Origin of the sequence: Neobacillus pocheonensis, from assembly GCF_050477905.1 — a bacterium.
GTDB lineage: Bacteria > Bacillota > Bacilli > Bacillales > Cytobacillaceae > Neobacillus > Neobacillus pocheonensis_A.
Genome location: NZ_JBCNAD010000033.1, coordinates 151,619 through 176,968, shown reverse-complemented (window position 1 = coordinate 176,968; position 25,350 = coordinate 151,619). Strand labels below are relative to the sequence as shown.

General features: G+C 38.7%; 32 protein-coding genes and 1 pseudogene. 17 read left to right on the top strand and 16 right to left on the bottom strand.

Annotation, left to right across the window (positions count from 1 at the left end):
• Window positions 1–491: 491 nt before the first annotated feature.
• Entirely contained in the window at window positions 492–665 is a 174-nt protein-coding gene (locus tag ABES02_RS19065; protein ID WP_430138339.1) for a hypothetical protein, read from the bottom strand.
• A gap of 215 nt (window positions 666–880) precedes the next feature.
• Between ABES02_RS19065 and ABES02_RS19060 the strand changes: the two genes are divergently transcribed.
• The 4 genes from ABES02_RS19060 (at window position 881) to ABES02_RS19045 (ending at window position 3,521) form a co-directional block, all read left to right on the top strand.
• Window positions 881–1,495: a DUF47 domain-containing protein gene (locus ABES02_RS19060; RefSeq protein WP_430138337.1), complete on the top strand. Its 615-nt coding sequence runs from the start codon at window positions 881–883 to the stop codon at window positions 1,493–1,495.
• 177 nt (window positions 1,496–1,672) lie between these two features.
• Complete coding sequence (locus ABES02_RS19055; protein WP_430138334.1) at window positions 1,673–2,242, top strand: acetylglutamate kinase; 570 nt, start codon at window positions 1,673–1,675, stop codon at window positions 2,240–2,242.
• 539 nt (window positions 2,243–2,781) lie between these two features.
• On the top strand, window positions 2,782–2,976 hold the full coding sequence (locus tag ABES02_RS19050; RefSeq protein WP_430138332.1) for a hypothetical protein: 195 nt from the start codon (window positions 2,782–2,784) through the stop codon (window positions 2,974–2,976).
• Window positions 2,977–3,086: 110 nt separating this feature from the next.
• Window positions 3,087–3,521: a S1 domain-containing RNA-binding protein gene (locus tag ABES02_RS19045; RefSeq protein WP_430138329.1), complete on the top strand. Its 435-nt coding sequence runs from the start codon at window positions 3,087–3,089 to the stop codon at window positions 3,519–3,521.
• 166 nt (window positions 3,522–3,687) lie between these two features.
• On the opposite strand, the gene ABES02_RS19040 is transcribed toward ABES02_RS19045, so the two are convergent.
• Entirely contained in the window at window positions 3,688–4,389 is a 702-nt protein-coding gene (locus ABES02_RS19040; protein ID WP_430138327.1) for a YdcF family protein, read from the bottom strand.
• 539 nt (window positions 4,390–4,928) lie between these two features.
• On the opposite strand from ABES02_RS19040, the gene ABES02_RS19035 reads away from it, so the two are divergent.
• Window positions 4,929–5,717: an alpha/beta fold hydrolase gene (locus ABES02_RS19035; RefSeq protein ID WP_430138325.1), complete on the top strand. Its 789-nt coding sequence runs from the start codon at window positions 4,929–4,931 to the stop codon at window positions 5,715–5,717.
• A gap of 2 nt (window positions 5,718–5,719) precedes the next feature.
• Window positions 5,720–6,214 carry an undecaprenyl-diphosphatase gene (locus tag ABES02_RS19030; RefSeq protein ID WP_430138322.1) on the top strand — a complete coding sequence of 165 codons (495 nt, stop codon included), beginning with the start codon at window positions 5,720–5,722 and terminating at the stop codon, window positions 6,212–6,214.
• Between the two features lie 151 nt (window positions 6,215–6,365).
• Here ABES02_RS19030 and ABES02_RS19025 read toward each other — a convergent pair whose 3' ends face one another.
• Window positions 6,366–6,920, bottom strand: a complete 555-nt coding sequence (locus tag ABES02_RS19025; protein ID WP_430138320.1) for a DUF3231 family protein — start codon at window positions 6,918–6,920, stop codon at window positions 6,366–6,368.
• Between the two features lie 210 nt (window positions 6,921–7,130).
• On the opposite strand from ABES02_RS19025, the gene ABES02_RS19020 reads away from it, so the two are divergent.
• A complete protein-coding gene (locus tag ABES02_RS19020) occupies window positions 7,131–7,571 on the top strand; it encodes a YaiI/YqxD family protein (RefSeq protein ID WP_430138317.1) in 441 nt (146 codons plus the stop codon).
• A gap of 163 nt (window positions 7,572–7,734) precedes the next feature.
• Here ABES02_RS19020 and ABES02_RS19015 read toward each other — a convergent pair whose 3' ends face one another.
• The 3 genes from ABES02_RS19015 to ABES02_RS19005 all read right to left on the bottom strand — a co-directional run bounded on the left by ABES02_RS19015 (window position 7,735) and on the right by ABES02_RS19005 (window position 10,780).
• Window positions 7,735–8,826, bottom strand: coding sequence for a low temperature requirement protein A (locus ABES02_RS19015; protein WP_430138315.1), 1,092 nt, complete (start codon window positions 8,824–8,826; stop codon window positions 7,735–7,737).
• Window positions 8,827–8,863: 37 nt separating this feature from the next.
• On the bottom strand, window positions 8,864–9,349 hold the full coding sequence (locus ABES02_RS19010) for a DinB family protein (RefSeq protein WP_430138314.1): 486 nt from the start codon (window positions 9,347–9,349) through the stop codon (window positions 8,864–8,866).
• Between the two features lie 321 nt (window positions 9,350–9,670).
• Window positions 9,671–10,780, bottom strand: coding sequence for a lactonase family protein (locus ABES02_RS19005; RefSeq protein WP_430138311.1), 1,110 nt, complete (start codon window positions 10,778–10,780; stop codon window positions 9,671–9,673).
• A gap of 308 nt (window positions 10,781–11,088) precedes the next feature.
• Here ABES02_RS19005 and ABES02_RS19000 point away from each other — a divergent pair, with 308 nt between their 5' ends.
• The 5 genes from ABES02_RS19000 (at window position 11,089) to ABES02_RS18980 (ending at window position 12,963) form a co-directional block, all read left to right on the top strand.
• A complete protein-coding gene (locus tag ABES02_RS19000; RefSeq protein WP_430138372.1) occupies window positions 11,089–11,172 on the top strand; it encodes a YjcZ family sporulation protein in 84 nt (27 codons plus the stop codon).
• A gap of 327 nt (window positions 11,173–11,499) precedes the next feature.
• Entirely contained in the window at window positions 11,500–11,649 is a 150-nt protein-coding gene (locus tag ABES02_RS18995) for a hypothetical protein (RefSeq protein ID WP_430138308.1), read from the top strand.
• Between the two features lie 344 nt (window positions 11,650–11,993).
• Window positions 11,994–12,125 carry a YjcZ family sporulation protein gene (locus ABES02_RS18990; RefSeq protein ID WP_430138306.1) on the top strand — a complete coding sequence of 44 codons (132 nt, stop codon included), beginning with the start codon at window positions 11,994–11,996 and terminating at the stop codon, window positions 12,123–12,125.
• A 152-nt stretch (window positions 12,126–12,277) separates the two neighbouring features.
• Complete coding sequence (locus tag ABES02_RS18985; RefSeq protein WP_430138304.1) at window positions 12,278–12,373, top strand: YjcZ family sporulation protein; 96 nt, start codon at window positions 12,278–12,280, stop codon at window positions 12,371–12,373.
• Window positions 12,374–12,711: 338 nt separating this feature from the next.
• Entirely contained in the window at window positions 12,712–12,963 is a 252-nt protein-coding gene (locus ABES02_RS18980; protein WP_430138301.1) for a hypothetical protein, read from the top strand.
• A 165-nt stretch (window positions 12,964–13,128) separates the two neighbouring features.
• On the opposite strand, the pseudogene ABES02_RS18975 reads toward ABES02_RS18980, so the two are convergent.
• Window positions 13,129–13,356, bottom strand: a pseudogene (locus ABES02_RS18975) (cupin domain-containing protein); the annotation flags it as partial.
• Between the two features lie 181 nt (window positions 13,357–13,537).
• Between ABES02_RS18975 and ABES02_RS18970 the strand changes: the two are divergent.
• Window positions 13,538–14,959, top strand: a complete 1,422-nt coding sequence (locus ABES02_RS18970; RefSeq protein ID WP_430138300.1) for a PQQ-dependent sugar dehydrogenase — start codon at window positions 13,538–13,540, stop codon at window positions 14,957–14,959.
• A 314-nt stretch (window positions 14,960–15,273) separates the two neighbouring features.
• Here the strand turns inward: ABES02_RS18970 and ABES02_RS18965 are convergent, their stop codons facing one another.
• The 5 genes from ABES02_RS18965 to ABES02_RS18945 form a co-directional block, all read right to left on the bottom strand.
• Window positions 15,274–15,657: a cupredoxin domain-containing protein gene (locus ABES02_RS18965; RefSeq protein ID WP_430138297.1), complete on the bottom strand. Its 384-nt coding sequence runs from the start codon at window positions 15,655–15,657 to the stop codon at window positions 15,274–15,276.
• 164 nt (window positions 15,658–15,821) lie between these two features.
• A complete protein-coding gene (locus ABES02_RS18960; RefSeq protein WP_430138369.1) occupies window positions 15,822–16,325 on the bottom strand; it encodes an acyl-CoA thioesterase in 504 nt (167 codons plus the stop codon).
• Window positions 16,326–16,451: 126 nt separating this feature from the next.
• Window positions 16,452–16,856: a Gmad2 immunoglobulin-like domain-containing protein gene (locus ABES02_RS18955; protein WP_430138295.1), complete on the bottom strand. Its 405-nt coding sequence runs from the start codon at window positions 16,854–16,856 to the stop codon at window positions 16,452–16,454.
• 71 nt (window positions 16,857–16,927) lie between these two features.
• Window positions 16,928–17,272: a DUF805 domain-containing protein gene (locus tag ABES02_RS18950; protein WP_430138293.1), complete on the bottom strand. Its 345-nt coding sequence runs from the start codon at window positions 17,270–17,272 to the stop codon at window positions 16,928–16,930.
• A gap of 348 nt (window positions 17,273–17,620) precedes the next feature.
• A complete protein-coding gene (locus tag ABES02_RS18945; RefSeq protein ID WP_430138291.1) occupies window positions 17,621–17,986 on the bottom strand; it encodes a DUF805 domain-containing protein in 366 nt (121 codons plus the stop codon).
• A gap of 511 nt (window positions 17,987–18,497) precedes the next feature.
• Between ABES02_RS18945 and ABES02_RS18940 the strand changes: the two genes are divergently transcribed.
• Window positions 18,498–19,703, top strand: coding sequence for a LysM peptidoglycan-binding domain-containing protein (locus tag ABES02_RS18940; RefSeq protein WP_430138288.1), 1,206 nt, complete (start codon window positions 18,498–18,500; stop codon window positions 19,701–19,703).
• 163 nt (window positions 19,704–19,866) lie between these two features.
• Entirely contained in the window at window positions 19,867–20,052 is a 186-nt protein-coding gene (locus tag ABES02_RS18935) for a hypothetical protein (RefSeq protein ID WP_430138285.1), read from the top strand.
• Between the two features lie 63 nt (window positions 20,053–20,115).
• On the opposite strand, the gene ABES02_RS18930 is transcribed toward ABES02_RS18935, so the two are convergent.
• Window positions 20,116–20,262, bottom strand: coding sequence for a hypothetical protein (locus ABES02_RS18930; RefSeq protein ID WP_430138282.1), 147 nt, complete (start codon window positions 20,260–20,262; stop codon window positions 20,116–20,118).
• A 340-nt stretch (window positions 20,263–20,602) separates the two neighbouring features.
• Here ABES02_RS18930 and ABES02_RS18925 point away from each other — a divergent pair, with 340 nt between their 5' ends.
• A complete protein-coding gene (locus tag ABES02_RS18925) occupies window positions 20,603–21,211 on the top strand; it encodes a cupin domain-containing protein (RefSeq protein ID WP_430138279.1) in 609 nt (202 codons plus the stop codon).
• 576 nt (window positions 21,212–21,787) lie between these two features.
• Here the strand turns inward: ABES02_RS18925 and ABES02_RS18920 are convergent.
• From ABES02_RS18920 to ABES02_RS18910, 3 genes are all read right to left on the bottom strand, one after another.
• A complete protein-coding gene (locus ABES02_RS18920) occupies window positions 21,788–22,084 on the bottom strand; it encodes an RNA polymerase alpha subunit C-terminal domain-containing protein (RefSeq protein ID WP_430138277.1) in 297 nt (98 codons plus the stop codon).
• Window positions 22,085–22,203: 119 nt separating this feature from the next.
• Window positions 22,204–22,593 (bottom strand): YmaF family protein, encoded by a 390-nt coding sequence (locus tag ABES02_RS18915; RefSeq protein ID WP_430138275.1) that lies wholly within the window; start codon window positions 22,591–22,593, stop codon window positions 22,204–22,206.
• 123 nt (window positions 22,594–22,716) lie between these two features.
• The gene (locus ABES02_RS18910; RefSeq protein ID WP_430138273.1) at window positions 22,717–23,181 is read right to left on the bottom strand and encodes a VOC family protein; all 465 of its coding nucleotides are present in this window, start codon (window positions 23,179–23,181) and stop codon (window positions 22,717–22,719) included.
• 429 nt (window positions 23,182–23,610) lie between these two features.
• Between ABES02_RS18910 and ABES02_RS18905 the strand changes: the two genes are divergently transcribed.
• The gene (locus tag ABES02_RS18905) at window positions 23,611–25,242 is read left to right on the top strand and encodes an SWIM zinc finger family protein (protein ID WP_430138271.1); all 1,632 of its coding nucleotides are present in this window, start codon (window positions 23,611–23,613) and stop codon (window positions 25,240–25,242) included.
• Window positions 25,243–25,350 lie beyond the last annotated feature (108 nt).

The window sequence follows — 25,350 nt, the reverse complement described above, 5'->3', positions numbered from 1 at the left end:
GCAATCAAGACAAAAGCTATTGCCTTTGGTCACAGCTTTGGCAGAAAAAAGGTGGATGAAGCGGTTCCTAAAGGGTACCGTTTAAAGGTGATTATCAGATTTCATTATCTTAACAATAGCCTTCATTCCATTTACTCCCCTGATAACCGTATTTATTTCCCTTAATCAATTCTTCTTGTTTGTTACATTATCCTGCTCGATAGCATTACAAAAAAAGGGGTTACCTCAAGGATGCCCTTTAATCAGACAGCCTTGTTCATTCCAAGGCCTTTCGTGTCCGTATCGGGGGCCGATTCGGACTGCTTTGTTCCATCCAAGGCCCTTCGTGTCTCCGTATCGGGGGCCGATTCAGACTGCTTTGTTCCATCCAAGGCCTTTCGTGTCCGAATCTGATTCCCTTCGGTAGAACTTAGTGATAAATCAGTTCCAAAAACGACAATGTAACAGCCAAAAGAAAAGCGATCCTTCGTTATGGAAGAATCGCAGCTTTATTAATCCTCGGTTGGCCGTTCATTATTAAATAACTCTTTTGCCTTTTCCAATTCTTCCTGATGGTTTTCCATCCAATTGTTTGCAAAACTTGGGAGCGCGTTCTCTTCTTTCTGCCTTTTCCGCTTGTTTAGCCATTCCCGAATCCGTTTACGCAACCTTGACCGCTTCTTCACTGTGCATCACCCCAATCACCTTCACATTTCTCCTTTGGCAATCCAACGGGTTTCCATATGCGTTCTCACTAGTAGTATATGCTTTCATTTTAACAGGTTATAGGCACTCCCGACAAAGTCCTTTGGTTCCAAACTTGGCATAGACGTAAGCCGTTACTAATTATCCAGTTGTTGCATTAAATATAAGGATTCATTGGCAAACTGGAGGTCAATTAATGGAATCGATAAAAAATAAGTTTTTTAAACATTTGATTGGCATTTCTTTAAATTTAAATGAAAGCGCGAACTACTTTGCGGGCTGCAAATTTAATGACGTCGGTGAGCTTAAATTTTTTTCCGAAAAGATGAAGGAATTTGAATCAATTGGGGATAACTTGGTTCATGATCTTATTATCGATTTAAATAATGCTTTCATCACCCCCATTGAGCGTGAAGACCTTTTAGCCCTTTCCATACGCATGGATGATATTTTGGACGGTTTGTACCATACGGCAGTGCTATTTGAAATCTATTCTATTATCGAAACGGACGATTATATGGATCAATTTATTGAGGCGATCAAAAATTGTGCCATAGAAATGGATGCAGCTATTCAACAGCTATCAACAAAGAAGTTGTTAAATATGAGAGAACACGCCATCAACATTAAAAATATTGAAGCCCATTGTGACCACGTTTTGCGTGAATCTATCAAGCAGTTGTTTACCGTTGGGAATGATCCTATCCGAATTATTCAATATAAACAAATTTATGAAGGTCTAGAAGAAATCGCTAACAGTTGTAAAGCAGTGGCAAATACGTTTGAAACTATAATTATTAAGAATGCTTAACACACTTATCAATAAGTTCATTTGGGTGTAAACCGCAGGATAATCGGTGCACCCTCTTTCTCATTAGAAGACTTCATTTTGGATTAAAATCAACGTTTATCCAATAGCTATAGTACAAGCCGCTTTGTAGAATCGGAATATACTGAATAAGATGTTAAAGAGTAAGGGGGTGAAACCATGAATCATCCTTGGTTTAACTCTTCTGGTATTAGCGAAAAGGAAGTTAGATTAAGCAATTCCATGCGTTTAGTATGGGAACAACACGTATACTGGACAAGAATGACCATTAATAGCCTGGCTTTTAATTTACCTGATCTAGACTTTGTTACCGCACGCCTTCTCCGGAACGCTACAGATATGGGAGATTTACTAAGACCATTCTATGGAAATAGAATAGCCGTAATGTTCAGCAACTTAATAAGGGAGCACTTGCTAATTGCTGTGGAAATTGTCAAAGCTGCGAAAGCAGGCGATCAAAGAGCAGTAGCCGACGCAGAGAGAAGATGGTACGCAAATGGAGAAGAGATTGCCGAATTCCTAAGCACAATAAATCCTTTTATATCTGAAGAAGAATTCAAAGAAATGTTTTTCGAGCATCTGGCACTTACTACACAGGAAGCAGTATTGATACTCCAAAAAGATTTTAAGGCGAGTATTGCTGTCTTTGATAAAATCGAGCTGGAAGCTTTACAAATGGCCGACACCATAACCGCTGCCATTGTGAGACAATTCCCTAGAAAGTTTTAAATATAGGCTGTTTTCGTAAAGAATGTTGTTATTCCCACAGTAAAACATCCAAAAAGTCATTAATAAGATGTAAAATTACACCCTATTAGCCGGTTAGGTCAGATTTATCGGCGAATTTTGTGGGTTTATCGGCGATTCTACCATTTTATCGGCGAATTTAACCACTTTATCGGCGAATTTTCAATTTTATCGGCGATTCTAAAAAAGCAACAAACTTATAGAAAAGAACCTAACATAAAAGCTCTAACAGCACTTAAATGGCACTACTGGTAAGTGCCTTTTTTATTTAGTTTTGCTTTTGACTCCGACATCCTTCGACTAAGTTCCGTATATGCTATACTAATCAAATGTTTGATTAACAACCCCTTCAGTCCGCTCTAATCTTGGAAAAACTCCCTTAACAACCTAAAAAGAATGTCGAAAATTTCTTTTTCAAAAAGAATCCATTAAGGTGTCAGTAAAGCCTTCGGTTCAATAATGGTGTCAACACTTGTATTTCTCCCTTCATCTCCACACAATATATTAATGGAGGTGAGTTTATGCCAGAACAGTCTAAACCATCAAGAAAATCTAATTATGATATTGAAGGCAACCCGTATTTAGATACAAGTAAAAACCATTCAACACAAGCTAATTTTACTGGTGTCAGCCCTTATTTAAACACAAGCGAGGATCCTTCCACACAGGTTAATACTACTGACGGCGTTCCTTATTTAGATACAAGTGAGGATTAATCAATTTAAGCTTCCTAGCTATAGGAAAATAACACCAGTAGATATTATTTCACTCAAAAATTTGTTATAATAAAGTGTTTTTAACAATATTGAGGGGGAAAATAATTTTTATGTCAGTCGAAATAGGAAGCAAGGTACAAGGTAAAGTAACCGGTATCACTAATTTTGGAGCATTCGTAGAATTACCGGGAGGCACAACTGGTCTTGTGCATATTAGTGAGGTTGCAGATAGCTATGTAAAAGACGTTAATGACCATCTCAAAGTAGGCGACATGATAGAAGTAAAAGTGATTAGTGAGAAAGACGGAAAAATTGCTTTGTCCATCAAAAAAGCTATTGATAAACCCGAAGGACAAACCTCTTCTTATTCACAACGCCCTCCACGACAGGGAAGAGCTGATAACCGTTCAAAAGGCAATTTCAAACCCAAGGAAAGTTTCGAAGATAAAATGGCTCGTTATTTAAAGACTAGTGAAGAGAATTTGTCTACTCTCAAACGTAACACTGGAGCAAAGCAAGGCGGTAGAGGCGGAAGACGCGGTTAACCTACTGCGATTATTAAAAATCTCATACTATAAATAAAGGCAAGCCACTATCATAAAATGGCTTGCCTTCTTTAATGTCTCTTTTTTTATCTTACAAAATCTAATCCCTTAATGTGTAGTGGCATTAAGGAAAACGCCCGATTGTTGATTTTGTTCACATTAAAGTCTATCTTTGTACTCCCGGATACTGCCAAATTCCTGATGCTCTTAGCAGATCTCGGTAAATGACCAGCCTTTCGTCGTTTGTTACTTTTTGGGCATCTTCTATGGTTGGATAATCTAAGTAAACCATGTTTGTGAAGGCTCTCTTACTATTATCTGCATTCATTTTATCGTAAAAGCTGCTGGCTTCCTTGAAGATCGTAAGGGCTCTTCGCATGTGACTCGCACTTGAAACGATAGTGACATCTTTCAGTCCTTCTTTTTCCAGAATGGCTGTTGTAAAGAGCGCGTTTTCCACTGTGTCTGTTGATTTATTCTCTGTTAAAATCCGTCCTTCATCAATTCCGTTGGCAATGAGCCACTCTTTCATGACTTTCGATTCTGTATTCCCTTGTTTTGGAACGCCGCCAGTGACAATAATTTTGGAATTAGGGTTTTGATTTGCCACTGCGAGGCCTGCCTTTAAACGTTCAATCAGTGGCTCTCTCATCGTTCCGTCATCGGCAAGCGCATAACCTAGGATCACGATGGCATGATCTTTTTGTGGTAAATTGGCTGGAACAGATGTGTTTAACTTTTCTTTTAAAATATTGTCTGTTGTTTCGAATTTTTGAAGAAACAGATTTGTTTTAAGAGCGTCTATCTGCTTTAATGTGGAGATTGATTTTTTATAGGCATCCTCATCTCCATTTATTTTTGAATACACACCGAATAGCAGATTGGCATTGAAGTTAGCAGGATCTAGATTTACTATTTGCTTGTATGTATTTAATGCTTCCGGGATTTTTTTCTGGATAATTTGTGTTGAGGCAAGGGAGAATTTAAGATCCAGACTGTACGGATCAAGAGTAGTTGCCTCCTGATAGGCAGCTTCAACAACGTCATATTGGTAATAGATGGATGAACCGATGTAAAAGAAAAACTAGAATTAACAGTTTTCCACAAATAAGGGTACACATAAATCAACAAATAAGACTCTAAATGTTTCTTGATTATTTGAAGTATATTCAGCATTTTCTCCACGTTGAACTAAACTTTAGTTAAATAAGAACCCCATCGTAATTGCTTATAACGGGTTAAATAAATCCGAGAAGCAACCTACCCCTCAAGTTCAATAAGAAAAGGCTGCCAGGAATTTGAGTTGTAAAAAAGCTAGGGAGACCTAGCTTTTTTTGTATGATTCAACAAAATGAACCAAATAATAAATGAAACCAAATCAAGGTATTATTAATTTGAGGTGATATTATGCCGATCCTCGAAGTTGATGAGAGTACCCTTTACTACACTGTTAAAGGTAAAGGGGTGCCAATCATATTTATTCATCCACCTGTTCTTACTTCAATAAATTTCATATATCAGATAGAAGAACTATCTCGTTATTTTCAGGTGATCACCTTTGATATACGAGGACATGGAAGGAGTCCTTTTTCAAGAAAACCTGTTACCTATCCACTAATCGTTGAGGATATAAAAAAACTAATGGACCATTTGGATATTAAGCAAGCCTTTTTATGCGGATATTCAACCGGTGCATCTATTCTATTGGCGTTTTTTTTATCACCTTCAAAAGACCGTGGGTTAGGTGGAATCATTATTAGTGGAATGTCTGAGGTAAGTGACTGGCGTCTAAAAAACAGGATTCGCCTTGCTAAAAACCTTGCAAAGATTGGGGCATTGCCTACTTTAGCTCGGTCAATATCCCATAGCAATTCAAATACAAAAGAGTTGTTTGACAAGATGTTACTAGAAGCTAAAAAAGGTGATGCTAGAAACATCTTGCAATACTATGATTACAGTATGAACTATAACATTTCCGATCTACTAGAGAACATTACTATGCCAATTTCCCTCATTTATGGCGGAAAAGATAAAACATTTTATCGTTATGCACAGCTACTACATACGAAACTACCTCAAAATGAAATAACCTTTGTTGAAGGCATTAAACATCAGGTCCCAACAAAGGCAGCAAGTGAATTGAATCAAGTTATTTATCGATTTATCCAAAATATCGTACAAAATAGAGGTGAATAAGCTTGGATGTTAAACTATTTCATCTAATAAATTTGCTTTCCGGACGTCATTTATTAATAGATAAATTAATGATACTTATTTCCAAAAAGATGAAATTTGTTTTCATTCTTATTTTAGTGATTTTGTTTTTTAAAAAAAAGAATGTAACTATTAAAGCAGTAGTGTCTATCGTGATTTCATTATTCATGCATTTTATAATTCGGTTGTTTTATTTTAAGCCCCGTCCTTTTATAGAAGGGAGAGTAGGTATACTTATCCCTTCAAAATTCGATTCGTCCTTTCCAAGTAAACATACACTACTAACTTTCGCCGTTTCAACAATAGTCTTCTTTAATGAACGTATCCTTGGAGCTATAATGTTGGGTTTTTCTTTTTTAACGGGATTGTCACGAATTTGGGTAGGACATCATTATCCATCTGATGTTGCAGGAAGTGCTGTATTAGGTACTTTAACAAGTGCGATTATTAATAAATTATTACAAAGAAAATGGCAATGAAAACTCTTAGAATTTTCATTGCCAATCTATCTTTATTTAAGTAAAATGCCCGTTTGTTCAATAAGAAAAGCTGCCAAAATAGCAGCTGGAACTTCAACTCTTGCAACCATTAGCTTAACAAATAGATTAATGTTACTATCTACGCAAACTCCTAACTTAATGGTTGTTGGGAACCAGGTGGAACATAAAAAGGTGGTACTTTAATCCATCCCCGTTTACGCATTAAATGTTTTAATCTAGCTGCGAAAGCAAATTTTTCTGCTTGAAACTGAATAAACAATAAACCTACATCTGTACGAATTGATTCAGAAGCAGCACCAGCAGCACGCATAATTAAACTAATAATTTTTAAAGATAATTCGTTTGCTATCACATCATCCGTTAATTTAACACCAAGAGGAATACTTTTAGGGTCTGAGTTTGGCATATCTTCAGGGGCAGGTGGTAACGTAATTCCTTCCTTAATCATGAAGGCATGAAGACGTTCCCTTTGACTGGTCCCTAGTTTCATGTCTTCTTCAAGTATTGCTTTTAGTTCAACATCCGTCGTGGTATTTATACCTGCTTGAACAGATACTTTGGCTAATTCAAGTCCCGCTAAGTAAATCCAGCATGACATCACCTCACCGACATGAAGAGGTTGGTCTTCGTCTTGAACTACCATTGATTTCATGGCATCCATGATTGTTTCCATTATATTTACCATGCGATTTCCTCCAAAACTGGTAGTTACTATACATATTCTTTGTACGGAGAGACTTTTTATACAGGAAAACGAATGGGTTGGATATTTCCTTGGTATTCATCGTTTATGTTTTTTAAATGATTCTAGCTAAAGAATCTTCATCGTTTGACAAATTCCTAATCTGACATTATCATCACTATCAATTCGAACTTATTTAGGGGAGAGATCAAGATGAAAATTTATGTTGATGCAGATGCATGTCCGGTAAAAGATATTGTTATCTCTGAAGGTACGAATGCTGGAATTCCTGTTATCCTTGTTACTAGCTTTTCTCATTTTTCTACTGCGGAACAACCATCGGGAGTGGAAACGATTTACGTTGATTCTGGCGCAGATGCAGCGGATTATCGGATTATGAAGTTAGCGGAAAAAGGAGATATCATCATTACCCAAGATTATGGACTAGCATCTCTAGGTTTAGCAAAAGGGTGTACGGTTCTTCACCATAATGGGTATAGCTATACAAATGAAAACATTGACCAATTATTACAATCACGTTATTTGAGTGCAATGGCTCGAAAAAGCGGAAAGCGTACAAAAGGGCCAAAACCATTTACATCAGAAGATAGGGAAAAATTTAGGGTGCTTTTTAAAAGAGTGATTTCTAATTAGCGGCAAATACAACCAAATAAATGAAAAAGGAATAATACAATTTCCAACCCATATAGGTAAAAACATGAAATTTCAATGAAATCCATTCTAGAGCGATAGCTACCACTGCCCAAAAAATAACTGCACTACTTATAGCTTCAAATCAACCCTTTCCCTTCTTCAACTACGCTGTTGTGACTTTGGCGTAGATTATAAAAAATAGTGCCAGTTCACCCATGATCATGATATTTGGAACAACTGTTAAAAGATTGATGGTAAAAAAAACAACCAAAATTCCAAGAAAGCCGCCTAAATGATACAGCTTCAAGCGATGTTGTTGGTGTCTATATTGATGAAACACAATAGTTGTCGCTACGAAGTAAAGCAGCACCGAACCGAATATGAAATACATCCTATACGAGTAACTCAACTCTTGTAAAAACATTAGTTTAATGGACGCTGCAATCATGCTCATGGACATGAGGATTAATAGGTGTCCATATACAATGGTTTGACCTGTCCCTTGAACCGATTTATTCACTTTCTTTTCTACATTGTCAAAATACTGCCACCACATAGCGAGAATAACGATGAATGAACTGATAGAAAATGATATCGAATTCCAATCCCCTTTTTGGGGCTCTAGCACAGAAAGGATGCTGACCACCGATTCTCCGAAGAGAATCAAGGTCAACAGAGCAAAACGTTCTAATAAATGGGCAGTATGAGTCGGAACTTTTACTAGATACTTACGGCCAATTATTGGAACAATCATGTCAACAAGAATTCCTGCGTACAACACTGCATATCGAACCCATGAACTAAAAAAGATAGAAAGGGATGAAATGATTATTCCAATCCAAAAGTATGTTCCCAAGAATCTTGATACTCTCTTTGCATCTCCTTGCTCCAGTCGTTGGACAACGAGATACTGTACAGCTGTCAGTGCTCTTAATCCGATATACCCAATCAGAAAAGATAGGTAATACTGATCAAAATCTACTGATAAGCTCGAAATCATAATCAAAACAAAGAACATTTGAGTAATCATGAACATTCTATGATGCAAAAGGTCTTTGCCAAACCGGTTTGTGAACATCGTCTGTCCGGTCCATGCCCACCAGATGGGGATAAATATCAGCATAAATTTCAATAAATATTCAAAAGGAATTTTTCCATTTTCAACATGAAGCAAAACATGAGTGGCAGTAGCAACTGCTGCTACAAACAGCAAATCTTCAAATAGCTCTAGCCATGTCACTTTCTTTTCTTCCATTTTTTCTGCCACCTTTTTAGCAAACTTTCTATTTGAATTATTTATTGGAATAAGAGGAAAGACCCCGACCAATGAGGTTCGCAGAAACAGGCTTTTTTCCTATTTCCCTTGCCCAAATTGATAATTGCCCGATGTGGTGAATTTCATGAGCAATGGTATGTCGCATGATTTCACCCCAAGTATCCGTCACTATACTACCGTCTGGTAGAGTATCGTAAAACAAACGATTTTCCATACTGGCATCCCAGTTGTTCACAAAGTTTTCCACTTCCAAATGAAATTCAGCGTCCAATTTTCGAACCTTATTTAAGCTTTTATAACCATCGAAACTCTCCTGAAAGTCAGTTTTACCTTGTAAGAGACGTATCCAGCTCCACTCAACATCAACTATATGAAAAAGTGTATGCAATATACTTCCCATTCCACCTGTTCGGGTTTGCAGAAGTTCTTCTTCACTTAACTCTTCACACCAACGATACCAGTCTTCTCTTACCATCCAGTTATATCTAAAAAAAATTTGCAAAAAAGCCCCTCCCAATTTTAGATAATGATCGCACTGTAAAAATACTAAAAGAGCAACAAAAAACTTGTAAAATACTACTATTTCTACAAATATAGATTAAATTCCTTCATCCACAATCCGTCCGTTAGCTCAATAAAAACAGCTGCTTCGATGGCAGCTGGAACTTTACATATCTCCAGTTTAGTTCACAACTTTGTTGTGCTTCCTCTGTCTTGGGATTATCTTGTGTAATTGTTTGCCTTTTCGATTCACCTTCTTGTATCAAGGAATATGTAACATTCTGATAGTTTTCCAGCTCATCCTCTAGGGGGTTAAGATTTCTCAAAGAACAGCCAACCCTTGTGATCCTAAATATGGAAAGCTGGTCCAGGCAGCAACCTGCACTCTGACAAGACTACCATCATCTTGGATATTAAATACTGATACTGTGCCCTGATTTCCGTTAAGGGTGTAAAAATGCCGCCCATCTTTACTCACTCCGACATCCATCGGCAGTCCAGGTGCTGTTCCTGGCGGTGTACTGGTAATATGCTTTACCACCGACAGCACTCCATTGGGCTCGATTCGGTAAGTGGATATGGTGCCGCTCAAAGTATTGGTAATATATGCAAAACGTTCATCCTTTGTTGGCACAACCCAGCATGCCGTCTTATATCCGTTTGGTACAGAGCCGCTGATCACATGAAGGATCCCGTCATCGCTCAATGAATAAGATGACAGCGCATTTGAATCTGCTTCTGTGACCAAGAGGATTCCAGAGGATAAAAAATAAGCGCCCAATGGTCCTTGACCATAAGAATTATTAACGATTGGTCCTGTAATCATTCCATTTTTATGAACACGGAATACACTAAGATGGTTTGAAGTAAGTTCGGTTACAAGGATTTTACTACCATCCGGAGTAAAGAGAACCTGCGCCGGTTGAGCATTGAAAGTGCTGAGGGAATGGGTGGATCCGGGAAAAGGAGTAAGGCGTCCGTTATCATCGATGTGAAAACCTGTAATATTGGATGTAAAATTGTTTGCGGGATTACCTACATTGGATACATAAACAAGATTACCAAACACATCTACACTATTGGGCTGAGCACCTCCAGATGGCTTTACATCCGTGATGACAAGTGTTCCGTTGTCGGTTATGATGAAACTGCTGATACTATGGCTTCCTGCGTTAACTGCAAGTAGGAACCGTCCATCACGGGACAAAGTTAGGGCCCCTTGCGAAGTAAGAGGATCGACACCATCGTTAGCTGTTGCAGTGGAGACTTCCTTTGTTCCAGTACCTATACCATAAGTTGGGTATGATCCAACAAAAGTGAGCATTCCATTCGCGTCCCTGGAAAAGGCAATGATTCGATTCATTACTTCATTATTGGTCATCATGTAAACCATACTAACAGTTCCACGAAAATATTTGTTCATAATCCGCATGTTTTATGACTCTCCTCCCTTCATAATTTTATATGGTGCTTTTGCCATTTAAATTCTCCAATTGGATTAATAATTGGTTCAACAGAGAGGTCGATTATCAGCCATCTATCCCACTAATCCGTTACTTTTTGTACATTTCTTCACAAATTTAAATTCCTCCCTTAGCCTACCTTAACCCCAAAGGCAATTCGTATCAATAATGGTAAGTGCAGTAATTTGTTTCTAAGAAGAAACTAAAAAAGCCCTTTCTTGAAGGGCTTCTTATTGATTGAAACTATCCCAGTTTTACGGTCTATGTCTTTGCTTGAATATGGTCTATTGGCGGAGGTTTTGCCTTAATTGTTGTCTTGTTTATTTTATTAATTATCATTGGAGCAACTGTTTTTTATTAATTAAAAGCATCCAACCTAATTTTTTTCAAATAAAGAAGCTCTTGTTTTAGGGCTTTTTTATCTGGCTTTAATGCACCGAACGCATATAAAGCACTGAGGAAGTAAAATGTATGCGGCATTGCTGATGCTCACTACTAGCTTATGCTTCCGTTTATATAAAGTATCATCAGATTAAGCCCTTATTTTTTATGATCATTTCTATTCCTAATACCACAAGAACATGAATAATAAAAAGGATTGCCTATTTTTATATAAGAAATGCTCATTTCTAACCCATAAGACATATGTCTATAGTGTAATTAAAAATTATTGAAAGTAGGTGTCTAAATGCCCCCTTACTATGGATCATTCGGTTATCCAATGATGGGATATGGCTATCATCCGTATGGTTATGGTTTTCACCATCATCACCATCACCCTTTCTATGGTGGTTTCGGATTCCATCATCCTTGGCATCATTACGGCTACTGTTGTTAAAAGACAAATAATAGAATATCTGTGGAGGATATGGGATGTCCCGATCCTCTCCTACATACTTTATATTTTCAGGATATTCACCAAAATAAAAATCCCCATCATAATTTACTTTTAATCAGCGCATGTCCATTCACTTTTAATATCTTGTACATATGTTATTACTACACCATAACCAAATCGGTATTAAGTTACCTCCAAAGGAACGTTTGCATAAAAAGCAGACGTTTCTTGCATTTCTAGAAAAATCGCAATTTTTTCCTAAATGATGATGATTGTCCAAACAATCCTTGAGTTAAAAAATATACATAAAGAGAATTAACTTTGTTCGATTAGAGGTGAAAAAAATGGGTTGGTTCGGAGGATTCGGCGGTTGCGGTGGTTACGGTTACCGCGGTTATGGCTACGGTGGCAGCAGCTTTGTATTAATCGTAGTATTGTTCATTCTGTTAATTATCGTTCTTTCCAGTTGGGTTTAATGTTTATTAGAACCAACGGTATAATTTGGGGCAAGTAAAATCCTAACAGTACACCACTTTAATCTATTTTATATAATACCATGCTTGTCCATTTGGATATTAATCGTATTGACATACGATTTACTATTTTTTATTAAAGGAGGTGATACACTATGTCAGACGGTCATGGTTCTCGTTTTGCTTTAATCGTGGTGCTTTTCATCCTTTTAATTATTGTTGGTGCATCCTTTATGCGTGGATACTACTAGTTATTGAATTACGGAACAAAATAAAACCAACTATCCTTATTATTAGAAGCGTCTATGAAACGCTTCTTTTTTCTTTAATCGGATGTAATGCGCAGTTTGAGTCAGATGCGACATTAAAGAATCAACTTTCTAATCAACTAAACTCCGTTACATTAATAAGAAAAACGATTGTAGTTAATCAAGTAATGCACCTGAAAGTGTATGTACTCGGTATTTTGCAATAACAATAATCATATTATTTTTGATTTTTTACACAATTTTAACAATTTAACTAAAACGAATAATGTTATAATTCAGGAAAGGGTTTACAATCGTTTGACGTTTGAGGTGGATTGATAATGAATTTCTATGAAAAATTACCTGTTGAGTTTTTAATTCGCTTTTATAATGAAATTATTAAAAACATGGAAAAAGGAATTCTTACGAAAAATATGTATTATGAATTAGGCATCATTATTTCTGTTGCTAATCGGAGAGGAATTTCCTTAGACCAACCCTCTGATTTTAATGAAGTGATTAATCAACATGCCTTAAATGATTTATTACAATCCGAACAAGTTGGGATTGAGTGTAGTTGCCATATTGCCTAACCTTCATTTTTTAATGGTAGAATTTAAATTCCCATAGATGAAAACTGACTTTAAATAATAAAAATTGGTGCTGCCAGATACGGTGACACCTTTTTTATGTTCATTAGAATTAGTTTTGAAGCAAGCTACCTATTGGTGCTTGCCCTTTTATACTAAAGACCACAAAAAGCCGATCTCTCCCTGATTTATTGTTGATATTATAAAATTTCGTCCTTGTTGATCTACCGAAGTTATACGTGCCCTTCCTAACAGCATATAAGACCATTCTGCTTGTTTATGCCAGTGGAGTTCACGCACACCGCCGGCCGTCAAACTCCTATTAACTCCTGCAAGGGTGGTTGCTACAGGAAGTTCTTTCACCGTGATTTCACGGGACCATCCCCCTTGATCTAATTTAACAATGGGATTATCTAAGCAGTCCCTTTCTTAGATTCTTGCACTCTTTAGTTTAAGTACGCTGGTGCGGAAAAAGGTGTAATGCCTTGTCAGATTCCCCGTCCCTAATTTGGTACTAATAGAACCGTTCTAATCATATTCTTGTAGGAGAAAACAATAAGAAGGGGTGTAAAGTTAGGTGAAAAAAGTTAAGGTTCATTTACGTCCCATTGTTAGTAAGCTAAATTTACCCACTGTTTTGAAAACAACTATCCTCCCGGGTGACTCAGTCGAAAGATTATTTATTGCCACCCAGGTAGGAGAGATTTTTTACATAGGAAATGGGGATATAAGGACTTTTTTAGATATTCGCTCGCGGATCATAAAATTAGGTGCTTCTGGTGGTGGATATGATGAACGGGGTTTGCTAGGGCTGGCGTTTCATCCCCAATTTTTTTATAACGGGCTGTTTTATCTTCATTATTCAGTAGCTGGAACACAAGGTCCTGGGACTGGGACTCCTGCTGAAGGTTTTAGCCCTGACCCGTGTGATCCCAAAACTTTAAATTTAAGATGGGCTAATAGAGAAACTCAATATGATCATATTGATACGGTTGAAGAATGGATTTTACCATCGAATGGTCAGCCTCAAAAACGACGGACATTGCTTAACATAAGAAGGCCATTTATGAATCATAATGGTTTCAATAGCTTAAACTTTTCACCCGAAACAGGGAAACTTATTTTAACAACCGGGGATGGTGGATCAGGCTATGATCCATTTAATCTAAGCCAGGATGATATGGAAATCGCCGGAAAAATTATTGAAATTGATGTCGCTAAGAATATATTTATCGAAAATCCACCAGTAGTCACACGTTTTCATGAACTTCCCGCATCTATTCAAGAAACGCTTATGGTAATGGCCAAAGGGGTCCGCAATATATCAGGCATCTCCTTTCAACGGTTTTATAATCAGTATTTCAAATATGTCGGACAGGTCGGACAGGATTTGGTGGAGTCGATTTTTTCATTCGTTCATTATAAACCAATCCCGGTTCCTCAGCTTGTTCAGGCTTCTTCAACGATATCCGATTCTGACCAAGAAGGATTGATTAACTTTGGCTGGCGAGGGTGGGAAGGTGCTTTTCCTACTGCGATTAAAAGGAGCTGCTCTGGAAATCCGAGTTTGGATGAGATAACAACGGCTTATTACAATGAAGCAATAAAAACTTCCGTGCAGCGTATTCCGCCTTTAACGAGTTATTTTCATAAGGATGAAAGGCCCGATAAGTTTGGGGGAACTGCACTTACAGGCGTGCAAGCCTATATGGGAAATGGAATCCCCGATTTGACGGGAAGCGTTGTGTTTACCGATCTTGCCCGGCGTGAAGAATCACGGCCTCCGGTTAGAGGAGTTTTAGCGTATACCAGGGTAAGAACAGATGGTAAATTAAATGATTTCAGTGTGATTGAAACCGATTATGATTTTGGGTCTCAATCCGCTTATTATGTTAATTTGGGAACAAATCGGGATCAATCCAGACTATATTTAGGGGTATATGGCTCGATGAAAGTGACTGATTTTAACCAAGGAACTATTTTTGAAATTGTTCTATGATTCCTACCGGAAAACTCTTTTGTTTTCGTAAAAAATGTTAATTTTATAGCCTTCAAACTCCAAAAAGGGAATTTTTCGATGTAAAATTATAACCCATTCCCTGAGTTATATAATTTATCGGCGAATTTCATAATTTTATCGGCTAATTTAAGACTTTATCGGCGAATTTTTAATTTTATCGGCGAATCTAAACACTTTATCGGCGAATCATAAAAAGCAACAATCTTTTAGAAATGAGCATTTGTTTTCATAATAGGCAAGCTACTGTTGCCTATTAAAAAAGCAGGGCCCGATTTATATTTGGGCCCTGCTTTTTATTTTACGATTACTTTTCCAACCATTCCTTCCTGGTAATGGTACCGGCATATCAGTTCATATGTACCGGGCTGTTTCGGAGTCACGGTAATGGTTTTTTCTTTTCCCGGCTGAACTTCGACGTCAATACTGAGCTTTTCCACTGTGAAGCTGTGCTCTTTCTTACCTTTGTTTTTCAATATCAACGTTGTCGTTGTTCCATTAGGAATAGTGATGACTTTCGGATTAAAGTAATTATCGTTCATCTGGACCTCAATCGCTTTTACCATAGGCTGTGTTTCGACGCCGGATTCGGCAAATACGGTGAGTGTGCCAGGAGTCGCCATACCCACAATCATCGCTAGTAAAACGACTAATCCTGTTAACCACTTTTTCATAGACATTCGCAATCCCTCCTTCCTAAGAACTATTTTTTTCCAATTAATAAATTATTATCACGATATTATTTGAAAAATTGCCAAAGAAAAAAGATCGACTCTAATGGCGATCTTTTGGAATCAATTCAGGGTTTTTCGGATATGTCCAATCTGTCTTATTTAGAGTCGACTTATTTCTTTCGTCCGAACGTCTGGGCTAAATGCTTGCTCTGTCCTCTTCGGAGTTTCCGGTTATGTGCCCGCTCTTCCCCTGTTTCAAACAAATATTTTTCTTCCTCCGTTTCCGGAAAAACAGGAGGTACAGCGGTTGGATTTCCTTCTTCATCTAAAGCGACAAAAGTTAAGAAGGAAGTCGCTGCCGTCCGGCTTTCCCCAGTAAGGGCGTTCTCAGCGGTCACGTTCACAAATACCTCCATCGAGCTCTTCCCGGTCCAGGTAACAAAGGCTTCTAGCGTAACCGCGTCTTTCAGCGTTATCGGATGCAAAAAATCCACTGAATCTGTGCTCGCTGTTACCAAGGCCTTTCGGCAGTGTTTCATAGCGGCAATTCCCGCGACACGGTCGATCCGGCTCATGAGGGCACCTCCGAACAAGGTGTGATGTGAGTTTGTATCATTCGGTAGGACGAGGTCGGTCTGAATAGTTCTGGATACACTACAGGCTAGTTTTTCCATCATGATTGGCTCCTTTCGCTTCAAGAAGAGTAGGATTTTTCTTACTCATCATACCAACCTGTACAAATTGCGTCCATTACGTTTGCCAGATTCAGGTATAAAATGAATCTGGCATTCCCCATATAACTAAGGTTTTGGAATTGGAATCTCTAAAGTATTCTCTTTCGAACCATCTTTTGCTGAGAAGACAAATAATTCGAGTTTACTATCATTTGTAGCTACTAGCTTCTTTTCAAAGCTGATTTCAAATTCTCCCCAAGCAGGTGCCCCATCTGTTTGGTAGTGATTTTCTATCAACACTTTTTCTCCATCATAAAGAGCATATTGAAACACGCCTTCAAATACCTGAGCCTTCCCTGTTACAATGATTTTATCTCCTGATTCAGTTACGACCACATCTTTAAACACTTTGTTTTGATAGACCTTATCCTTTGGTACATGTGAAGTTGGCTCATTTTGATTTGTTTGATTGCACGAAGCCAAACCAATAATAGCTGCTAAAACAGCCAACAAATAAACGACTTTTTTCAAATTTGATTTCCCCTTTTTTATAAAAAATAAAAACCGCTAAACTGCGTAAGCGGCTTTTGGACATAATTCAACTAATATTTAGGATTTGATCCAAATCGATTGTCGCCCTGCTGGCTGTCTTGGCACACAAATACAAGGACAATGATCCAACCAACAAGCGGAATAAGCCCAATCAACTGCATCCATCCGCTTCTTCCCGTATCATGGAGCCTTCGGGCTGTAACAGCAATGGTCGGTATCAAAACGGCTAATGAATAGAGCCCTGATATGATTGTTCCTATATCTGCCATACGCTCAATGGCTGAGAGGATGATGGAGATAACCATATTGATTAAGATAAACATCCAGTATTCCTTACGTTGTGCCCTTCCTTCAAAACCAGCGTAATTCTTTAACACCTTCACATACCAATCCACTTTCGATTCCCCCTTTGGACTTAATTCCAAAATATAAGAATTATTACAATATTAAGTATATCAAGATGTTAGGATTTCATGTTAAGGGATATTGTCATATTTTGGGGAAATTGTTCAATGATAACGGAAAGGTACCCGTGCCAGGCAGCACGCTTCTGCCCTTTTGGCAAAAAAATATCCGGCACAAGGCCGGATGCAACAAATATTTTTATAAGGGGGTTATGAGAAGTTTGATTAAGCATTCCTTCTGCATGTATTTATCATACCCCCAAACTATGAACAAACTATGACCTAATCATTAAGGTTGTTTAAACATTAATAAAGCTTGGCGCGAGCTTTTCACCTAGCCTATAGAATTGCGGCTTTGCCAGAATACTTAGGATTTGGTCCAAAACGATTATCATCCGACTGGCTGTCCTTGCACAAAAATACGATCACAATAATGCTGCCAATGATCGGGATTAGACCTATCAACTGCATCCATCCACTTCTTCCCGTATCATGTAGTCTGCGGGCTGTAACTGCTAACGTCGGTAACAGCAGCGCTAAACCAAAAAGAGTTGTTAATACTTGATTGATATCAAAGATGGTTTCCGCGATTGAAAGCACGATGTTAAAAATGAAATAGACAAGAATAAACATCCAATATTCCTTCCGCCGCGCTCTCCCCGCAAATCCCGCATAGTTTTTTACCACTTTCAAAAACCATTGCATTTCTAATCACCTCTTGAAAATACTTCCAAAATCTTATAATTATTACATAATGAGTATATCAGTTTGATAGAACTTAATGTTGAAGAATTTGTTGTATTTTGAGAGATTTTGTTCGATGATGTTGTGTAAAAGTTACCTGAGCCAGGCTGGACGCCTGGCTTTTTGTCTTTTTTTTGGTGGATTGGATAGGGTTTCGTTTGGGAACAAGGGGGTGGTATCAAGATATTTTTAATGTGACCGATAAATTTCTGAAAGTGGTCGATAAATTATAAAATTGACCGATAAATTCCTAAAATTGACCGACAATTCCCCAAAAGTGAGCGATAAATTTTTTGCTATCTATTCTAGACTAGTATTTTTTCCGCCAATTAAAGACGTAATTCCGCCAAGTTCCCGATTTATTCCGCCAAACTGGTAAGATTGCGTCATTTTTTAGCAAATTTTTCCCAAAATAATAGCAAACTATGGTAAAATGGTAAAAAAAAAGAGATATTGAGGTGATTTTTACAAGATGAAGAAAACCATTGTTCGTACTCTGTCGACAGCCGCACTTTTTTCGACGCTTTTTGCTGGGTCCGCCCTCGCTGATACATATAAAGTTCAAAAAGGTGACTCCTTATCAAAAATTGCCTCGAAGTATAATACGAGTGTTCAAGATTTAAAGACAATGAACGGCTTGCAATCCGATTTTATATATGAAAATCAAACTCTTAAAGTTTCCACTGACTCCAATACCCAGGCACCGGAGTCAGCCACTTACACGGTCGTAAAAGGCGATGCTCTTATTAAAATCGCCAACCGCTTTCAAGTTACCGTCGGCGAACTGAAGCAATGGAACAATCTAGATAGCAATCTGATTTATGTCGGACAAGTCCTGAAGGTTTCGGCACCTTCACAAACAACAACAACAACAACAACAACGAGGCCAACCGCGCCAGCACAAACACCTACAACGCCGCCGCCCTCGTCCTCCACGACAACAAGCGAATACACCGTAAAGAGTGGCGACAGCTTGAGCAAAATTGGTGTGCAATTCGGGATGACGGTTCAACAGTTAAAAACCTTGAATAACTTGACATCCGATATGATTTATATCGGGCAAAAACTGAAGGTTACGGCACAAACGAACACCGCAAACCCAACCGTACCGACAACACCAGCACCTACACCTGCACCAGCAACTGTCTCGGAATATACAGTCAAAAGCGGTGATACGCTTGGAAAGATTTCCGGGCAGTTTAACATGACGGTAAAGGATTTGAAAACGTTAAACGGGCTTACTTCTGACATGATTTATGTGGGTCAGAAGCTGAAGGTCTCGGGTAATGTAAGCACCACTCCAACACAACAAGCCGATTTTGCCGAAACGATGGTTTCGGTTGCCAAAGGTTTGATGGACACGCCATATGTTTGGGGAGGCAGCTCCCTCTCCGGCTTTGATTGCAGCGGCTTCATCTATTATGTAGCAAATCAAGCGGGCAAGAACATCGGCCGTTATTCCGCTGAAGGCTATTACAACCGCACTTACTATGTCGACCAGCCGAAGCCTGGCGATCTTGTCTTTTTCGAAAATACATATAAACCAGGAATCTCCCACATGGGAGTCTACCTTGGTGACAACCAATTTATTCATGCCGGTGAACCTGTCGTGACCATTAGTAATTTAAGCAATTCCTATTGGACGCAACACTTTGATGGGTTTAAGCGGTTTTATTAAAAATTTTTTAATAGACTGGTATAAAAAACAACTATTTTGTTAAATATATAGATACCAAGAGATTATTCCCTTTCTCCCCTCGTTTTGAGGGGATTTTTTTTGTCCACTCCGCATTCAGATATGAAAATGTTTATCCTATTTGCATGTATAAGAGACTAATAGTTTGGCGATAATGATGCTAAGTTCAGAAATCGAGGTGGAAAAGCTGATGACGGAGAATAAGTTGTTATTATCTGAGTTTGCTACAGAAGATGGTTTCGAGCTAAATCGCTACATTACGCAATTATTTGAGGTATTTTCTAATCTATCAAAAGGCGACAATATGAGCACCGGGCCAGCCCCAAAATAAGGGTTGGCTTTTTTACGTTCATATAGTTTAAAAACTCGATCATAAAAAAGACTGCACTTATCATTAAGTACAGTCATCGCAGCAATAAACAATATGACCTTCTATATCCTTTTCCACATAAACGAAATAAGGTTCATCTTGGTCAATTGGAAATCCACAGTGTATACAATAAATGTATTCTTCACAAGGTTGATTGCATTGTACTTCCAACCTAACACCTCCTTAAAAGTTTGTTTATATTATTAGATTCTAAATATTCCGAAAATAGAAGTCCGATTAGGGGGTTGTCCTAAATTTGCTCGTAAAATATCTATGCTTACTATTAATTTATGCGAGAAATAGAGAAAGGAACTAACGAATTCCCTATTTTTCTACCTTTTTCTAGTGTGGCCTCTACTTTCATACAAAGCAGGTCCATAATTAAAATGATCGCCAGTCGCGGGACTGGCTTTTTTGTTGAATACGGATGCTAATTCACACCGAACATGATCCATGTGCATAACATGCCTATAGGTTTATTTTAGGCCCACTAAAAGAGGTGAAGAAATTTATGTCATCCTATATGGATTATACATCTCCAGACAGACAATACACTTTTGATGTTAACAAAAGCCCCTTGTTTGTAAAAGATAATCAAAACTATATCAACGTATTAGGTATTAGCCAGTTGAATACTTTGGAAAATGTATCTTTGCTGGACATTTTTCTTAGCACGAATAACGTGGTTGAACCGCACTATCACCAAAATGCAGCCGAATTGGTCTATTGCATTTCTGGTGCTGCGATTGTATCGATTCTGAACCCATTTACGAAACAAATACTCAATTACCCAATTACCCCAGGGCAAGTAGCTAACGTCCCACAAGGCTGGTGGCATTATGAGATTGCTACAGTCGATCACACTCATCTTTTGGCGATTTTTAATGCACCAACGCCAGAGGTGATTTTAGGATCTGATATTTTAAAATTTACTCCTGCAAATATCATGGCACATACGTATTGTCTCGATGAAAATCAATGGAAGCAAGTCGTTGCACCTGTTAAACCCTCAACGTATATTGGCCCATATAATGACTGCAACAGAGGAAAATCCCCTCCCCCGTTTGTTAATCACCATTCTCCCTATGTTCATTCATATCAGCCATATTGGGGCAAATGAGTATTATGGATTGATAGTGTGTTTAAGAAAAAAATATATGAAATGGAACCCTAACATGATAAAAGGTTCCAATCGTCAGGACTCTAGTAAGTTAACAATAGAATTCAAGGAAAAAGAGATTAGTGAATTTGGAAAGTTTATTTGGATTGAAAATCCGAAGGTAGACTCGTTGAACTATGAAAGAAATTAACGGGTTATAATTAATCATGTTTTGTTGAAACGGGTGCGATTCTTCAGTAAGAAGAATCGTTTTTTCTTATTCAAGTAACGTGGTTAGTTCAAGAAAAATACACAGAAGGAACCCAGAAAAATACTTTTCCAATTATAGGGTTATGTCTTACACTAGGTAGTTCGATCTTATTAAATATTATTTTTAAGTCCCTACTAAAACTTAAAAAAAATAATAAGCGAACCTGGGGAATCTTTGTTGTTCATTTAATTCTATTACCTTTAAATCCCCCCTTCTAATTATTTGTTCAGAGATAAGAAAAGCCACCATTCCAATGGCAGCCAATTCCTGAAGAAATGGACCCGTTTTGTGCAATGACACCTAACTAAGGTATTCCTACAATCCCCCTATTTGGGTTTGAACGATAACCCATTTGCCTCCAAAGCTTTCCTAAGTTTAGGTAAAGAAGCTGGTCCCATTCCGTGGAATTGCAGAATCTCTTTTTCGCTGAATGTTGATAGTTGCTGCAAAGCGGTGATTCCGTTGTTCTCCAATGCCCTTCTCGCTGGTGCTGACAGGAGTGAAAGAAATCCGTTGTCAGGTTTACGTTCTTGCTCACAAATCGGGCAGACTGGGCAGTCGCTGCTTTTATAGTATTGGTGTCCTTGGGTGCAAGTCCTTAAACTTTTCGTTGAAGCTGTCATTTTTGATGGCTCCTTTTCCTTAGAACTTTTTTATATTCTATCAGAACGAAAAAATAAAAAGAAGAAATGGCTCCGTCCAGATAAGACGGGACCATTTCTTCTTTTTCAAAACTTGCCATTCAGACTAGAGGTGCGTCTATTAAAGTAGTGAAAAACAATTCATGGACATGGCCATCGTCTAAAGTGGTGGTGCCACTTACTACATGTATATGTTTTCCGCCGCCGACAGGAATTGCTGGTCCGGTTGTGATGGCGACTTCATGATGGTGATCGAGAAAATCCGTATTCACCATGATGTTATGAACGTGACTATCCCCCATCGGAATGACTTCACTGGTCACACCGGCAAACCGATGATTATGCCGATCTTCCTCTTCTTCGGCCAGTTTCGTACTGGCCGTAAATTCATGGACATGTGTTTGGACGGTATTTTGCTCATCCGTGCTCGTTGGTCGAGTAACATTCGTCTTTTTTCGATTTGCATTAACATTGTCTTGATTCCAACTCATGAGTACCTTTCCTCCCTTTTGATGCATACGTCAAAATTATATTCAGAAGAAAAGTCACTCATGAGACTAACTTTATTTTTTTAATTAATTCTAATGAAGCGACTCCCCGTAGTTCTTCGTTCACTATTGATTGGCACTTTGAAGTTGGTTCCATTTGCTGAAATGGATGGCCCCTAGTTCAGGCTGCGGCGTTCCTTCCAATACTGATATATATTCTAATGAATTTCCATCTGGATCCTCAAAGTAGTAAGATGCAGCTGGCATCCAGGCATGAACAACCGGCTCTGATTCGTCCAAACCAAATGACGGACGCAGATTGATTCCTTTGCCTGCTAGGAATTGTGGTAAGTCAAGTAACTCTTCTAGTGAAATGGTGAAGGCAAAATGCTTTTTGAAAAATTGATCCTCTGGTACTTCCCAAACCCCTAGCATTTGCTCTTTAGTACCGGGTTCCCCAAGCCAGAAAAAGGCGACTCTTCTCTCGTGGATAACATAGGCCAATTCTAAATCAAGAGACTGATAGAATTCAATTGATTTTTCAAGGTTTTTTGAGTAAACGTGGGTTTCGTAAAGTTTAGCTGTTTTCATTTGGCATACCACCAATCTTTTAATTTATAATTTTATTTTAGTGGCATTTTGGTGTGGAGGCATTGTGCTTTGGTGGGAACTTTTCTCCATCAAAAGTCTTAGGTTAATCTTTTGTGGATCTGCCTTTGGCCATGAGCCCTTTAGAATCATGCAGGTACTTGTGGAATGGTCCTCACGGCTTTCTTTTTCGTGAGGGCATGACCGATAAAATGGGGAAATTGACCGATAGGCTTATAGCACTAATGGTGTAAGTTGGCTTTTGAACTCTTTTTAACCGGCGGAAATGTAATTACCTGCTTTCCAAGCTCCCCCCTCCTCTAACTGCGAATTTTTGGGTATAATAAAGGAATATGGATTTTTTTAGATTATTTTTATATAAAAGCAGAACGGTTTTAGATATTTATTTTTCAAAAAAAGGGGGTCGCGGCCTTGGAGTCGACACCTGAAAATGAATTGATGGATGACTTTTCAGAAGAAATTCGAGATTTGCTGAGCCCGAACTCGGCCGAGGATGCGCGGCTCGTCCAAAAGGGGTTAATGCTGTACCGGCAAGGGCTGGTGACGCAATTACATAAAGAGAAGGATGAGGTCACGGCGGTCGTCCAGGATGTGATGCCGGTTAAGGTGCTTTTGGACCTCACCTTTTATACCATGAGTGAGTGTTCTTGCCCTCACGAAGGATGGTGCCGCCATCAAATGGCTGTATTTTTTGCCGCCTATGCGAAGGTGGGGAGTGTTTCGGATTGGGTTTCCGAGTGGCGCGAACCAATGCAGGAGCAGAAGGATCTCTCTAACTGGGGGATGCAGACGGCGAAGGATTTGATTAAAGCCAATGGGGTTCTGAAGCCGGATTACAGTCGCTGGGTGCATTCGTTTGAGGTCAGCTTCGATACCCTGCTTGCTTCGAAAAAGTACACGAGTCCGTATGTCATTCCCGAGTTGTTCGATATCTATTCTCGGCGTATTCATGCCAGCGCTCCCGTTGAGCAGGAGTGGCGTATGCTATATGAATTGATCGGAATTGTAGTTTCTTTTCGGAAACTGAGCGTGCTGACTGAGCAACTTAACCATGGTGAGGATATGGTTAAGCGCGTCTATCTCCATCTCTTCCATAACATGATGGATGATGCCGAGGAGCTTGTCGAAAAATTTGGCGTTCAATCGCTGCCATTTGCCTTTGATGAATTTATTGAGAAATTGAAGGACGATGCGTTCGAGTTGTTGACCTGTGCATCGGTGTTGGAATACGAACGAATTTACTTATATCGCCTGCTGTGGGCTCAACTTTTTAAAAAGAAGCCTTGGCGCGAGGAGGAATTGGAGAAGATTCAAGTCCGCGGGAAGTCGCTGCAGGACTGGGAAAATCCGCTTCCACTTGTGGCTGGAAGGATTCATTTAAATTTTCTGCTGCAGAATGATGAGTTGGCCTTAAAAATGTTTGGAATGATTGAGGATGCTTCGTTCACGCCCTATATGGTTTACTGGATTGATTATTTGACCCAATTGAAGGCGTGGCGGCGGGTCGGGCCGCTGGTCGAGTTATTTTTGCAAAAATTAAAAGGCTATTTAGAGGAGTTGGGCGGTTACCGCAGCTGCACGACGTTTACGCGCACGGCGCTCCGCTCGATTACCTCTTATTGTGCGGAAAACGATCGGTTGGATTTGTATGAACGGGCCTTGCTGCAGACGCTCCCTTACAGTTTTGCGGAATATGAGTATTTGCTGTTTGAGCGTGGGCAGTATGATCGCTGGGGCGAGCTTCATGCATTTGCCGGAATGGAATTTTATGATTTACCGAAGGACCGGTTAAAGGTGATTGAGAAGGAGCGGCCAGAAGTGCTGCTGGCGATGCTCCACCAAACTGCTCAGCGTGAAATCGACCAAAAAAACCGCGCCAGCTATCGAATGGCTGTAAGGCATTTGAAGAAGTTGAGGACGTTGTACAAGAAACTGAAGCGCGTTGATGACTGGCAGTATTTTTTAGATACCTTGATGGAACGGACCAAACGATTGCGTGCTTTTCATGAAGAGTGTAAACGGAGTAAGTTAATTGATGTTTGATATTGTTGATTTTCAAGTTTTTTAGGTTTTGTCTATTTTTTTAACTGTTTTGTCTAGTTTTTCAGAGGTTTTGTTCATTTTTTCGGTGACTTTGTCTATTTATTTATA